This is a genomic window from Streptomyces sp. G45 (genome assembly GCF_049542095.1).
Lineage (GTDB): Bacteria > Actinomycetota > Actinomycetes > Streptomycetales > Streptomycetaceae > Streptomyces.
In genome coordinates, this window is the sequence record NZ_JBMUZU010000001.1 from 2,695,882 (window position 1) to 2,709,292 (window position 13,411).

The 13,411-nt window shown below is 75.7% G+C and carries 11 protein-coding genes; 3 read left to right on the forward strand and 8 right to left on the reverse strand.

Annotated elements, in window-relative coordinates; genetic code table 11:
• Nucleotides 1-19: 19 nt before the first annotated feature.
• The 8 genes from ACOBQU_RS10610 to rimP form a co-directional block, all read right to left on the reverse strand.
• A complete protein-coding gene (locus ACOBQU_RS10610) occupies nt 20-3,550 on the reverse strand; it encodes a trypsin-like peptidase domain-containing protein (RefSeq protein WP_423626078.1) in 3,531 nt (1,176 codons plus the stop codon).
• 276 nt (nt 3,551-3,826) lie between these two features.
• Nucleotides 3,827-4,735 (reverse strand): tRNA pseudouridine(55) synthase TruB, encoded by a 909-nt coding sequence (gene truB / locus ACOBQU_RS10615; RefSeq protein ID WP_423626080.1) that lies wholly within the window; start codon nt 4,733-4,735, stop codon nt 3,827-3,829.
• Entirely contained in the window at nt 4,732-5,205 is a 474-nt protein-coding gene (gene rbfA, locus ACOBQU_RS10620) for a 30S ribosome-binding factor RbfA (protein ID WP_423626082.1), read from the reverse strand. Before rbfA ends, truB begins: the two co-directional genes overlap by 4 nt.
• A gap of 88 nt (nt 5,206-5,293) precedes the next feature.
• Nucleotides 5,294-5,590, reverse strand: coding sequence for a DUF503 domain-containing protein (locus ACOBQU_RS10625; protein WP_423626084.1), 297 nt, complete (start codon nt 5,588-5,590; stop codon nt 5,294-5,296).
• Between the two features lie 301 nt (nt 5,591-5,891).
• On the reverse strand, nt 5,892-8,963 hold the full coding sequence (infB, locus tag ACOBQU_RS10630; RefSeq protein ID WP_423626086.1) for a translation initiation factor IF-2: 3,072 nt from the start codon (nt 8,961-8,963) through the stop codon (nt 5,892-5,894).
• Nucleotides 8,964-9,110: 147 nt separating this feature from the next.
• Nucleotides 9,111-9,410, reverse strand: a complete 300-nt coding sequence (locus tag ACOBQU_RS10635; protein WP_423626088.1) for a YlxR family protein — start codon at nt 9,408-9,410, stop codon at nt 9,111-9,113.
• Between the two features lie 141 nt (nt 9,411-9,551).
• A complete protein-coding gene (gene nusA / locus ACOBQU_RS10640; RefSeq protein WP_423626090.1) occupies nt 9,552-10,559 on the reverse strand; it encodes a transcription termination factor NusA in 1,008 nt (335 codons plus the stop codon).
• Between the two features lie 2 nt (nt 10,560-10,561).
• Complete coding sequence (gene rimP / locus ACOBQU_RS10645; protein WP_423626092.1) at nt 10,562-11,071, reverse strand: ribosome maturation factor RimP; 510 nt, start codon at nt 11,069-11,071, stop codon at nt 10,562-10,564.
• A 257-nt stretch (nt 11,072-11,328) separates the two neighbouring features.
• Here rimP and ACOBQU_RS10650 point away from each other — a divergent pair, with 257 nt between their 5' ends.
• From ACOBQU_RS10650 to ACOBQU_RS10660, 3 genes are all read left to right on the forward strand, one after another.
• Nucleotides 11,329-11,835, forward strand: a complete 507-nt coding sequence (locus ACOBQU_RS10650) for a hypothetical protein (RefSeq protein WP_423626094.1) — start codon at nt 11,329-11,331, stop codon at nt 11,833-11,835.
• On the forward strand, nt 11,832-12,281 hold the full coding sequence (locus ACOBQU_RS10655; RefSeq protein WP_423626095.1) for a ferritin-like domain-containing protein: 450 nt from the start codon (nt 11,832-11,834) through the stop codon (nt 12,279-12,281). Before ACOBQU_RS10650 ends, ACOBQU_RS10655 begins: the two co-directional genes overlap by 4 nt.
• A 182-nt stretch (nt 12,282-12,463) precedes the next feature.
• On the forward strand, nt 12,464-13,378 hold the full coding sequence (locus ACOBQU_RS10660; RefSeq protein ID WP_423626097.1) for an aminoglycoside phosphotransferase family protein: 915 nt from the start codon (nt 12,464-12,466) through the stop codon (nt 13,376-13,378).
• The last annotated feature ends 33 nt before the right edge of the window (nt 13,379-13,411 follow it).

Here is a 13,411-nt window from a genome sequence, read left to right on the forward strand (position 1 = left end):
TCGGCCGGGGTGGCGCAGCTCACGCCGGGACGGCCTCGGCGACGCCCTCGACGGTGCGGCGGGCGCTCGGGCCGACGAGGACGTCCCATTCGCTCGGCGACGCGGCGATCCAGCGGGCGAGCCGGGCGGCGAAGCCCGGGGCGCGCCGGGCCTGGTCGACCAGGGCGCGGTCGAAGCGGGTGGCGCCCTCGGGGGTGCGGCCGAGGAGCAGTCCGATGCGCTGCACCAGGGCGCGGTCGTCCCGGTCGGCGGCGGCTCCGCTGGGAGCTTCCGGGCGGGCGCACACCGCGCGCAGCGCCTCCTCCACGACGGCGGGCTCGTGCTCCCGCGCGAGCAGCAGGTCGAGCAGTTCGGCGCGCAGGGGCGCGGACGCCTCGGTGCCGGGCGCCGCGAGCACCGGCGCGAGGGCCCGCCGCACGCCCACGGCCCGGCTCTCCAACAACTCGGTGACCAGCGGGTACAGCGCGCCCCGCACCCCGGGCCCCTGTTCGAGCCGCAGGTCGACGTAGGCCGCGGCGGCCTCGGCGGCCTCTGGGGACTGCTCCGCGTGCTCCTGGACGAGCTGCGCCACGCGGTGCGCGAGGGCGGGCGCGGTGACGTCGGCGAGGCCGCGCAGGACGTCGCTCGCGGCGCCGTCCGGGGCGCGCAGGCGGGCCCGGAACGCCGTGAGCACCGTCTCGGGGTGGGTGGTGAGGGCGGCGGCGAGGGCGCTCGCGGGCAGCCCGGGATCGCCCGCGGTGAAGTGCCTGAGGGCGGCCGGGAGGTGCCGGGCGCGGGTCTGCGGGTCGCGGACGAGCAGGGCGAGGGCGCTGCCGTGCAGGGCCTCGTCGCCGGGGCGGGAGAGCAGCGCGTAGGCCGCGTACCGCAGCAGGGCGCGGTCGGCCTCGCTGGTGGCGTGCGGGGCGGCGCGCAGGCCGTACGCGGCGGCGGCCACGCGCCGGTCGGGCCGGTCGTCGTGCGCCCAGCGGTCGACGGCCCGGCACACCGCGGACGGCTCGTCCTCGGCGAGCGCCCCGAGCAGTTCGTCGCCGCGCGCGTGGGCGCAGTCGACGAGGGCTTCGGTGAGGTCGTCGATGGCGCGGTGCCGGTGCGTGTGCAGCAGGGCCTGGGCGGCGGAGGCGACCGTGGCGTGCGGGGTCGCGCGCAGCGGGCTGTCGTCGGTGAACCAGCGCGTGAGCTGGCGCTGTACGCCGCCGGGGTCGGCGGCGAGCCGCTCGGCCACCGCGTCCAGGGCGCGGCCGGGCGTGCCGGGCGGCCCGTCGTGGACGACCACGGCCCGCAGCAGGTCGTACCGGTCCGCCTCCGGCAGCGGCAGGCGCGTCCAGAAGTCCGGGGCGAACCGGCGCCCCGCGGCGAGCGCCTGGAGCACGCCCAGATACGGCCGGGCGTCGCCGACCCGCAGCAGCGTCTCGCCGAGCAGGTGCCGGGCCCACCAGCGGGCGTCGGCCACCCGGCCGTCCTCCCCGGGCGGGCAGCGGTCCAGGGCCTCCAGGGAGCCCGCCAGCTCCCCCAGGTGGACGGCCAGTTCCCCCGGCCGCTGCCGCTGGAGGAGCAGCAGCGCCTGGAGCACGGGGCCGATGCGGTGCCGGGGCACGGGCAGGGTCCGCGCGGCCGCCTCGGCGCCGTCGGGGTCCGCGTAGCGGTGGACCAGCGACACCAGCGCGCCCGCCACGTCCAGGTGGGTGCCCTGGAGCCAGTCGGCGACCTCCTCGTGCGCGAAGCGGTACCCGGCGCCCGCGGGCACCAGCAGGCCCTCCGCGAGCACCGCCGACGCCCAGCCCGTGCAGCCGTCGGCGGCCCCGCCCGGCAGGCTCCCCCACGGAAAGACCTCCTCGAACGCGGCCCGGTCCAGCTCGCCCTGCCCCGGGCCCAGGCAGCGCCGCGCCGCCTCGTGCACCCGCCCGGCGACCTTCGCCGCGAGCCGCCGCACGGCCGTGCCGCGCAGCCCGCCCGCCGCGGCGAGCCGCACCGCGATCCGCAGGCTCACCAGGTCCACGTACGCGGCGAACACCTCCTCGCGGTCCGGCCGCCCCGCGGGCGCGCCGAGCGCCGCGACCCGCACCTCGGCGAGCAGCCGCAGGGCCAGCGGGTGCCGGGCGTCGGCCTCGGCGAGGGCGCCGTCCGGAATGCCGTACCGCGTGCGGGCGGCGCGGGCCTCCCGCTCGGGCAGGTCGCCGAGGCGCACACAGCCGGGCAGCGGGGCGCCGAAGCCGCCCCGGGCCTCGTCCTCCGGCTCGGGGTGCAGCAGCCCGGCGGGGAAGAGCGCCCCGGCCTGCTCCCAGTACTCGGGGCGGCAGGCGACGACCAGGCGGGTGCCGGTGTCCCGCAGCCACCCGGCCGTTCCGGCGCTCCACTCGGCGAGCCGGTGCGCGAGCACGGGCGGCATCTCCTCGGGCCCGTCGAGCAGGAGCAGCAGCGGCCGTCCGGCGTCGCGCACGAGGCGGGCGACGCGGCCCGCGGAGATGTCGCCGAGCCCGCCGTCGGCGGTGCGCGCGTCCTCGGAGGCGGTGACGATGCGCCCGGCGCGCTCCAGGGCGCGCGCCACCGCGTCGGCCACGGAGGTGTCGGCGTCGCGCAGGTCGGCGCCGCGCAGCCACAGGGTGGGGGCGGGCTCGGGGCCGCGGGCGCGGCGGGCGGCGAGCGCGGCCAGCTCGGTGGTGCGGCCGGCGCCGGGGTCGCCGACGAGGCCGAGGACGCGCGCGGGGCCGGTGGTGAAGGCCGCGAACTCCCGTGCCGTGTCGGGCCGTTCGACCGGTTCGTGGCGGGGCGGCGGGGGGCCGTCGGAGCCCACGCAGGTGGCCGTGAGGTGCAGGGCGCCCGCCAGGTTCAGGTCGGGGCCGTAGGCGGGCACGGTGGCCGTGTTGCGGGCGAGGAGGTCGGCGAGGGGGCCGCGCGGGTCGGCGGCGGCCGCGTCCCGCAGCGGCACGGCGAACCCGGCGGCGCGGTGCGGGGCGTCCACCGCGGTGGCGAGGACGGCGAGGACCGCGCCGGACGCGGCGTCGAGGACGGGCCCGCCCGCGGCGCCGCCGCCGAGCCGGAGCGCGTCGGCGCCGTCCGTGCCGATGGCCAGCTCCAGGGCGGCGTCCAGGACGTGGAAGCGGTCCGTGGCCGCGTACGTCACCGACGCGCAGTCCAGGATCCGCGCCTCGCGCCACCCGCCCGCGGCGAGCCGCACATAGGTGCCGACGGGCACGGTGGGGCGGGTGGTGACGGGCAGTGGCCGCAGGCCGAGGCCCTCGGTGCGGACGAGCGCGAGGTCGGCCTCCGGCAGCGGCACCACCGCGTCGGGGGCGACGACGCAGGTGCGCTCCCCCGGGGCGTGCAGGACGATCCGGGCGAGGCCGTCGACCGCCTCGTGGCTGGTGATCACGGTGCCGAGGTCGTCGGCGGCGAATCCGGCGCCGCGCGGGCGCCCCGCCAGGTCGCAGACGCGCACCAGGGACCGCTCGGGCTCCCGCCACGCGCCCCGGCCCGCCGCCGCCCCGCTCCGGCCGCTCTGGCCCCGGGCCCGGTCCCCGCCGCCCCGGGCCCGCGGGCCCCGTCCCGCCATGCTCGAACCTCCCCAGCGCGACCCGTCCCGTCGGGTCGTCGAGTCCCTTTGACCGTAAGTCGACAGTGATCAGCGGGACAGAACGCGAGCCGAACGCGCCCCCTTCCGCTCCCTCGGTTCACTCCGAGCGCCTGCCCGTAGGGGTGAAGAAGGCGGCGGGGGTGGATAGACCTTGGGAGGGGGGCAGTGAGGGGGAAGCGTGGAGCGGCGGACCGCGGCGGACCGCGGGCGCCGCTCCACGACGACCCGCGGCCCGCCCGGCGGCGAGAGGGACCCTCAGGCGAACACGGCCAGGCTCTTCGCCTTGCCCCGCGACTCCTCGGCCAGGACCAGGAAGCGGCCCTCCGGATCGAAGACGGCGACCGGACCCGCGCCCGCGTACTCGTCGGGCATCTCGATGCGCACGCCGTTCAGGATCAGCTTGGCGCGCCGGGCGTCGACGTCCCAGCGCGGGAAGGCCGCGGCGGCGGCGTCCGCGACGGGCATCACGGTCAGCTCCTCCTGGAGCTGGTCGAGGGTCCTGGCCGCGTCCAGCTTGTACGGGCCGACGCGGGTGCGCCGCAGCGCCGTGAGGTGGCCGCCGACGCCGAGGTCCGCGCCCAGGTCGCGGGCGAGCGCCCGGATGTACGTGCCGGAGGAGCAGACCACGGACACGACCAGGTCGAGCACGGGGGTGCCGTCCTCGGCGACGGCGTCGCGGATGTCGTACACCCGGAACGACGAGACCGTCACCGGCCGGGCCGGGATCTCGAAGTCCTCGCCCTCGCGGGCCCGCTTGTACGACCGCTTGCCGTCGATCTTGATGGCGCTGACCTTGGACGGCACCTGCATGATGTCGCCGCTGAGCTTCGCGATGCCCGCGTCGATGGCCTCGCGCCGCACGCCCGAGGCGTCCGCGGAGGAGGTGATCTCGCCCTCGGCGTCGTCGGTGACCGTGGACTGGCCCAGGCGGATCGTGCCCAGGTACTCCTTCTCGGTCAGCGCGAGGTGGCCGAGGAGCTTGGTGGCGCGCTCGACGCCGAGCACGAGGACGCCCGTCGCCATCGGGTCCAGGGTCCCGGCGTGGCCGACGCGGCGGGTCCTGGCGATGCCGCGCATCTTGGCGACGACGTCGTGCGAAGTGAAGCCGGACGGCTTGTCGACGATGATCAGGCCGTCCGGCGTGGTGGTGGTGCGCTTGGTCATGAGGCGGCGTCGCCGTCCGTTCCCTCGACGCCCTCGACGCCCTCGGCCTCGCCGGGCTTGCGGTAGGGGTCGGCCCCACCGGCGAACTCGGCGCCCGCGGAGGCCTCGCGGACCTTCGCGTCGGAGGCGCGCGCCTTGTCGAGGAGGTCCTCGATGGTGCGCGCGTTGTCCGGGAGCGCGTCCGCGACGAACGTCAGCGTGGGCGTGAACTTCACGCCCGCCGCGCGCCCGACCTCCGAGCGGAGCACGCCCTTGGCGCTCTCCAGGCCCGCGGCCGCGGCCGCGCGCTCCTCGTCGTCGCCGTAGACCGTGTAGAACACGGTCGCCTCCCGCAGGTCACCCGTGACCCGGGTGTCCGTGATGGTGACGTGCGAGCCGAGCCGCGGGTCCTTGATCCCGCGCTGCAGCTTCTGGGCCACCACCTCTCGGATGAGGTCCGCCAGCCTCTTGGCGCGCGCGTTGTCGGCCACTGCTCGTCTCCTTCTGTGCTGTGCTCGTCGCTGGTCGTTCTGGGTCGTGCTGGGTCGTGCTGGTCGTACCTGGTCATGCTGGGGCGTTCTAGTCGTCATCGTCGCCGTGGAAGCGCCGTCTGACCGACAGCAGCTCCACCTCGGGCCGGGCGGCGACGAGCCGTTCGCACCGGTCCAGTACGTCGGTGACGTGCCCCGCGTCGCCGGAGACCAGCGCCAGGCCGATCTCACTCCTGCGGTGCAGGTCCTGGTGGCCCACCTCGGCGGCGCTGACCGCGTACTTCCGCTGGAGTTCCGCCACGATGGGGCGGACGAGGGAGCGCTTCTCCTTCAGCGAATGCACGTCGCCGAGGAGCAGGTCGAAGGACAGAGTCCCCACATACATGTGTGTGCCGGATGTCCCGCCGGTCCGGGGTCGGTGCCCGCCGGTGATCGGCGGGATCACTCAGAACCGTACAACGAACGCACGGCTCCCTCGACAGGGTTTCTCGCCCCCGCCGCCCCTACCCGTTCCCGACCTGGGGCTCCGCCCCAGACCCCGCTCCTCAATCGCCGGAGGGGCTTGAACCTGGCCGACCTGGCGAGATTCTTAGCCCGTCCGGCGATTGAGGACGAGGCGCGGAGCGCCGACAAAACGGCGGGGGCCGCCCGGGGCGAAGCCCCGGGCAACCCCCGCCCCGCAGACGCTAAGCCCGCGGCTTCTCGCGCATCTCGTACGTCGCGATGACGTCGTCGACCTTGATGTCGTTGAAGTTGCCGAGGTTGATACCGCCCTCGAACCCTTCGCGGATCTCGGTGACGTCGTCCTTGAAGCGGCGCAGGCCCTCGATGTTGAGGTTCTCCGCGATGACCTTGCCGTCGCGGAGCAGGCGGGCCTTGGTGTTCCGCTTGACCTCGCCGGAGCGGATGATGACACCCGCGATGTTGCCCAGCTTGGACGAGCGGAAGACCTCGCGGATCTCCGCCGTGCCCAGCTCGACCTCTTCGTACTCCGGCTTGAGCATGCCCTTGAGGGCCGCCTCGATCTCCTCGATGGCCTGGTAGATCACCGAGTAGTAGCGGACGTCGACGCCCTCGCGCTCCGCCATCTGCGCGGCACGTCCGGCCGCGCGGACGTTGAAGCCGATGACGATGGCGTCGGAGCCCATGGCCAGGTCGATGTCCGACTCGGTGACCGCACCCACGCCGCGGTGCAGCACGCGGATGTCGACCTCCTCGCCCACGTCGAGCTGGAGCAGGGAGGACTCCAGGGCCTCGACGGAACCAGAGGCGTCACCCTTGATGATGAGGTTGAGCTGCTGGATCTCACCGGCCTTGAGCACCTTGTCCAGGTCCTCGAGGGAGACGCGGCGGACGCGCTTGGCGAACGCGGCGTTGCGCTCGCGGGCGGCGCGCTTCTCGGCGATCTGACGGGCCGTACGGTCCTCGTCGACCACCAGGAAGTTGTCGCCCGCGCCCGGGACGTTGGTGAGGCCGAGGACGAGGACCGGGGTCGACGGACCCGCCTCCTCCACGTTCTCGCCCTTGTCGTCGAGCATCGCGCGGACGCGGCCGTAGGCGTCACCGGCGACCATCGTGTCACCGACGCGGAGCGTACCGCGCTGGACGAGGACGGTCGCGACGGCACCGCGGCCCTTGTCCAGGTGGGCCTCGATCGCGATGCCCTGCGCGTCCTGGTCGGGGTTGGCCCGCAGGTCGAGCGCGGCGTCCGCGGTGAGGATGACCGCTTCGAGCAGCTGCTCGATGTTGGTGCCCTGGCGCGCGGAGATGTCGACGAACATCGTGTCGCCGCCGTACTCCTCGGCCACCAGGCCGTACTCGGTGAGCTGGCCGCGCACCTTGGTCGGGTCCGCGCCCTCGACGTCGATCTTGTTGACCGCGACCACGATCGGCACGTCGGCCGCCTTGGCGTGGTTCAGCGCCTCGATCGTCTGGGGCATCACACCGTCGTTGGCCGCCACCACGAGGATCGCGATGTCGGTCGACTTCGCACCGCGGGCACGCATGGCGGTGAACGCCTCGTGACCCGGGGTGTCGATGAAGGTGATCGCGCGGTCCTCGCCGTTGACCTGGGTCGCGACCTGGTAGGCACCGATGTGCTGGGTGATGCCACCGGCCTCGCCCGCGACCACGTTGGTCTTGCGGATGGCGTCGAGCAGGCGGGTCTTGCCGTGGTCGACGTGACCCATGACGGTCACTACCGGCGGACGGGAGACCAGGGCCTCGTCGCCGCCCTCGTCCTCGCCGAACTCGATGTCGAAGGACTCGAGCAGCTCGCGGTCCTCCTCCTCGGGGCTGACGATCTGAACCGTGTAGTTCATCTCGTCGCCGAGGAGCTGGAGCGTGTCGTCGGAGACGGACTGGGTGGCCGTGACCATCTCGCCGAGGTTCATCATCACCGCGACGAGCGACGCCGGGTTGGCGTTGATCTTCTCGGCGAAGTCGGTGAGGGAGGCACCGCGCGACAGGCGAACGGTCTCGCCGTTGCCGCGCGGCAGCATCACGCCGCCGACCGACGGGGCCTGCATGGCCTCGTACTCCTGGCGCCGCTGCCGCTTCGACTTGCGACCGCGCCGCGCGGGACCGCCGGGACGGCCGAAGGCGCCCTGCGTGCCACCACGGCCGCCGGGACCACCCGGACGGCCGCCGAAGCCGGGACGACCGCCGAAGCCGCCGCCACCACCGGGACCGCCGGGACGACCGCCGCCGCCACCCGGGCCGCCGGGACGGCCCGCGAAGCCGCCGCCACCGCCACCGGGGCGACCGGCGAAGCCGGGACGGCCGCCGCCGCCCGGACGGCCACCGCCGCCGGGACCGCGACCGCCACCGGGGCCACCGCCGGGACGCGGGCCCGCGGCGGGACGCTGCGGCATCATGCCCGGGTTCGGGCGGTTACCGCCGGGGCCGCCGCCCGGACGCGGCGCCTGCGGGCGCGGCATTCCGGCCGGGGACGGACGGGCGCCGCCCTGGCCCTGCGGACGGGGGCCGCCCTGGCCGCCGCCCTGACCGCCCTGCGGACGGGGGCCGCCCGGGGCGCCGGGGCCACCGGGGCGCGGGGCGCCGCCGGGACGGGGCGCCTGCGGGCGCGCCATGCCGGTGGAGCCGCCGGAGGTGAAGGGGTTGTTGCCCGGACGCGGGCCCGCGGGGCGGGCGCCGGGACGCGGAGCTCCGCCGCCCTGACCGCCGGGGCGCGGGGCACCCTGACGGTCGCCGCGGGCCTGGCCCTGGCCGGGAGCGGCCGGGCGGGCGCCGGGCTTCGGCGCGCCGGGACGGGCGCCGGGGCGCGGGGCGGCCGGAGCGTTCGACGACGGGGCCGCGGCCGCCGGGGCGGACGGGGGCGCCGTGAACTCGGGCGCGGACGGGGCCGGAGCCGCGGGGCCCGGCTTGGGCGCGGGCGGCTTCGGGCCCGGCGTCGGGCGCGGGCCCGGGGTCGCCGGGGCGGCCGGGGCGGGCTTCGCCGGGGCCTCCGCGGCGGCGGGCTTGGGCGCCGCGGGCTTGGGCGCGGCCGGACCCGGACGGGCGGCCTGCGCGGGGGAGGGTGCCGCGGGCTTCGCGGCGGGCTTGCGCGGGGCGGGCTTCGCGGCCTTGCCGCTGCCGTTGCCCTGCTGGAATGCGTCAGTCAGTTTGCGTACTACCGGCGCCTCGATCGTCGAGGACGCCGAACGTACGAATTCACCGAGTTCCTGGAGCTTGGCCATGACGACCTTGCTCTCCACACCGAACTCCTTGGCGAGTTCGTATACCCGGACCTTAGCCACTTCGCTCCTTTTAGGTCCGGGTTACCGCCGGACCGTCGCTACTTCATGGGCGTACTCATCGCGTACTCATCGAGTGCTCATCGCAATCTCGACCTACTTCCGACTCGCGAGGTACCAGGGCCGCACGGCGGATCCGTGCGGCGCTTCTTACGGTGTTGCCTGCGGGGCAACGGTCTCGGCTGTCTCGACATTCCCGCGCAGGGCCGCCGTGTCGAGCGGCCCCTGGACCCTGAGGGCCCTGGGGAAAGCCCGGCGGCGGACCGCCAGGTCGAGACAGGCCAGGGCGGGGTGTACATACGCACCCCGGCCGGGCAGCGTACCGCTTGGATCGGGGACGCAGACGCCCTCGACCGCCACGGTCCGCAGCAGCTCGCTCTTGGCCGCTCGCTCCCGGCACCCCACACAGGTGCGCTCAGGGCGTGCGCGGGCATGCGTCCGGCCAGACACGCTTAAGTCTACCTCCCCGTACCGACCTCACCCCTGTGGGGCAAAAATCGAACGGCCGTTGTCTTGATCAGTACGTGACCAGGAAGAGGGCGGTCGGCGCAACCGGTTTTCCCGGTCGGGCGGCGCCGCCCTCCGGGCCGGTCAGCCCTCGGCGCCCTGGCCGCCCTGCCCCGGCTGCTCGGTGTCCGGGCGGATGTCGATGCGCCAGCCGGTCAGACGGGCGGCGAGGCGGGCGTTCTGGCCCTCCTTGCCGATCGCCAGCGACAGCTGGTAGTCCGGCACGGTCACGCGGGCGGAGCGGCCGCTCAGGTCGACGATCTCGACCTTGCTGACGCGCGCCGGGGACAGCGCGTGGGCGACCATCTCGGCGGGGTCGTCGGACCAGTCGACGATGTCGATCTTCTCGCCGTTCAGCTCGCCCATGACGTTGCGCACCCGGCTGCCCATCGGGCCGATGCAGGCGCCCTTGGCGTTCAGGCCCGAGCGGGTCGAGCGGACCGCGATCTTGGTGCGGTGCCCGGCCTCGCGCGCGATGGCGGCGATCTCCACCGACCCGTCGGCGATCTCGGGGACCTCGAGCGCGAACAGCTTCTTGACCAGGTTCGGGTGGGTGCGCGACAGCGTCACCGACGGGCCGCGGACGCCCTTGGCCACCCGTACGACGTAGCTGCGCAGGCGCATGCCGTGCGGGTACTCCTCGCCCGGCACCTGCTCCTGCGCGGGCAGGATGGCCTCCAGCTTGCCGATGTCGACGAGCACGTTCTTCGGGTCGCGGCCCTGCTGGACCACGCCGGTGACGATGTCGCCCTCGCGGCCCGCGTACTCGCCGAGCGTGGCGTCGTCCTCGGCGTCGCGCAGGCGCTGGAGGATGACCTGCTTGGCGGTGGTGGCGGCGATCCGGCCGAAATCGGACGGGGTGTCGTCGAACTCGCGGGGCTCCTGGCCCTCCTCGATGTCCTCCGGGTCCTCCTTCGCCCAGACCGTCACGTGCCCGGTGTCCCGGTCGAGCTTGACGCGCGCGTGGCGGCGGCTTCCCTCGGTGCGGTGGTAGGCGATGAGGAGGGCCGACTCGATCGCCTCGACCAGCAGGTCGAAGGAGATCTCCTTCTCCCGTACCAAGCCCCGCAGGGCACTCATGTCGATGTCCACGGCTACGCCTCCTCCTCTTCCTTCATGTCCTTCTTGTCCTTGCGGTTGAACTCGACCTGCACGCGCGCCTTGTCGATCGCGTCGAAGGCGAGCCTGCGGGCGGTGGGCTTGCGGCCCTTCACGCCGGGCACCTCCAGGTCGACGCCCTCGTCGTCCACCGTCAGGATGCGCGCGACCAGGTCGCCGCCCTCGGTCAGCTGGAACCTCGCGAGCCGCCCGACGGCGCGGTCGTAGTGGCGGCGCTCCTTCAGGGGGCGCTCGGCGCCCGGGGAGCCGACCTCCAGGTCGTACTCGCCGTCGCCCATGGCGTCGGTCTCGTCGAGCTTCGCGGAGAGCGCGCGGCTCACATCCGCGATGGTGTCCAGGTCCACGCCGTCCTCGGAGTCGATGACGACTCGCAGCACTCGCTTGCGTCCGACCGAGGCCACTTCGATCTCCTCAAGATCGAGACCCTGGGAGCTGACGAGCGGTTCCAGCAGTTCTCGCAGCCTCTCGCTCTGGGTGGTGCTCATCCGGGTGACTCCTCGGCCGCGTGTGCTGTTGTGGGATCGTCGCGTGTCAGGTCAAAGGGTATCCGGTCTCGGAGGGTGTTGCCGTCCACTGCCCTCCCCTGCCCTCGGGGGCGACTGGCCGCCGTCCGCCTGCCGCGGGGGTCCCGAGGGCCGAGCCGCTCACCCGTACGAGGACAGGGCGCAGGTACGGTGATCACCGGCGTTACGCCGCTCCCACCCCCGTGCCGTTCGCGGCCCACCTCCCGAGGACGTCCGCCGTGCCGTCGAAACTCACCCCTTCGTGGCCCCTGCCGCGCCGAAGAAGCCTGCTCACCGGGGCTGCGGGCGCCGCCGGGGCCGCGCTGCTCACCGGCTGCTCCGACTCCGGCTCCGCCGACGACCGCCCCGCGGCGGACGCGCGGCTGCGGGCGCGCGCCGCCCGCGACAGCGCCGTGCTGCGCGCCACGTACGACGCCGTGCTCGCCGCGCACGCCCCCCTCGCGCCGCGCCTGCGGCCGCTGCGGGCGGAGGTGGCCCGGCACGAGAAGGCGCTCGCCGAGGGGCTGCCCACGGCGGCGCCCGCGACGGGCGTCCCCTCGCCGTCCGCATCCGTGCCCGGCGAGGAGCGGGCGGCCCTGCGCCTCCTCGCGGCGGCCGAGCGGGACCTCGCGGGGCGGCGCGGCCGACAGCTCGCCGACGCGCCCGCGGAGCTGGCCCGGCTGCTCGCGTCCATCGCGGCGGCGGGCGCCGCGCACGCCTATCTGCTGACGGAGGACCACAAGTGACCGCGCGCGAGGACGAGTTGGCGGCCACCCGGGCGGCGCTGCGCGCCGAGCACGCGGCCGTGTACGGGTACGGGGTCGTCGGCGGCCGCGTCGGTGACGCCCGCCGCGGCGAGGCCCGCACGGCCTACGACGCCCACCGGGCGCGCCGCGACGCCCTGCGCCGCACGGTGCGCCAGCTGGGCGGCGAACCCGACCCCGCGGAGGCCGCGTACGCGCTGCCCTTCCCGGTGCCGGGTCCCAAGGCGGCGGCCCGGCTCGCCGCCGAGATCGAGGAGCGGGTCGCGGGCGCGTACGCCGATCTGGTGCGGGCCGCCGACACCGCGCGCCGCGCGGCCGCCGCCGACGCCCTGCGCGAGGCCGCGGTCCGCGCCGCCCGCTGGCGCGGCGACAGCGTGCCCTTCCCCGGCCTGCCCGAACGCGCCGCCAAGGCGAAGCCGGGGACGTGACCCGCGGTCCGGGCGCCGGGAGGGGCACTCCACGGCACCGCGCGGGCGCGACGCCGTGGCCCGGCCTGGTGCGGCGTGCCGGGGCGGCGGAAGCGTAGCCTTCCCTCGGCCCACCGAACGGGCCGTACACCGCACACGTACACAGGGCAGCGGGACTGCGCTGGGAAAGGAACACCTCGCGCATGGCTTTCGAACCGCCGCCGCGCCTCGTCCGTGCCCTTGGCGAGGTGCCGGGCGACGCGGACACCGACGACTGGCTGCGGACGCTGCCGGAGCTGGCCGAGCGGGCCGTGGCCCGGCGGGAGCTGACCGTCGAGCGCGTCCAGGTGCCCGGCGGCCGCAGCAGCCTCGTCCTGCTGGTGCGGCTCAAGGACGGCACGCCCGCCGTCCTCAAGCTGGTGCCGCCGCGCTCCCGGCCGCTCAGCGAGCGCGCCGCGCTCGCGCACTGGGGCGGGCTGGGCGCGGCGCGGCTGCTGGACGCCGACAGCGACGCCGCCGCCGACGCCGACGGGGTGCTGCTCGTGGAGCGCCTCCAGCGGGACGTGTCCGTGCGTTCCCTGCCGGAGGCCAAGTCCATGCTGGAGGCCGCGGGGACGCTGCGGCGGCTGTGGGTCGCGCCGCCGTCGGACCACCGGTTCGAGACGGTGGCGGAGCGGACGGGGCGGCAGGCGGACGCGCTGCGGGCCGCCCGTGACCCGGAGGTCGCGCCGCTCGTCGACGCCGCCCTCGCGGCGCGGGAGGCGCTGCTCGCCGACCCCGGTGAGGCGCGGCTGCTGCACGGGACGTTCCGGCAGAGCAAGGTGCTGGCCGCGGAGCGCGTGCCGTGGCTGGCCGTGGGGCCCGATCCGGTCGTCGGGGAGTGCGCGTTCGACCTGGCGCGGCTGGTGCGGGACCGGGTGGAGGACCTGATCGCCTCGCCCTCGGGGGCGGCGGTGGCGCGGCGGCGGCTGAAGCGGCTGGCCGAGTCGCTGGAGGTGGATCAGGAGCGGTTGCGGGGGTGGGCGCTGTTCCGGGCGGTGGAGTCCGGCGTGCGGGCACTGCGCGTGGGGCGGGCGCAGGACGCGGAGCTGCTGCTGGAGTTCGCGAGCTGGCTGTAGGCCCTGCCGGGGGCTCCCCAGTCCCGCCCCTTC

Bases quoted from the DNA above. Each gene is read 5' to 3' on its own strand.
- ACOBQU_RS10610 (WP_423626078.1), bottom strand. From the start codon at position 3,550: ATGGCGGGACGGGGCCCGCGGGCCCGGGGCGGCGGGGACCGGGCCCGG.
- truB (WP_423626080.1), bottom strand. From the start codon at position 4,735: ATGACCAAGCGCACCACCACCACGCCGGACGGCCTGATCATCGTCGAC.
- ACOBQU_RS10625 (WP_423626084.1), bottom strand. From the start codon at position 5,590: ATGTATGTGGGGACTCTGTCCTTCGACCTGCTCCTCGGCGACGTGCAT.
- rimP (WP_423626092.1), bottom strand. From the start codon at position 11,071: ATGAGCACCACCCAGAGCGAGAGGCTGCGAGAACTGCTGGAACCGCTC.
- ACOBQU_RS10660 (WP_423626097.1), top strand. From the start codon at position 12,464: ATGGCTTTCGAACCGCCGCCGCGCCTCGTCCGTGCCCTTGGCGAGGTG.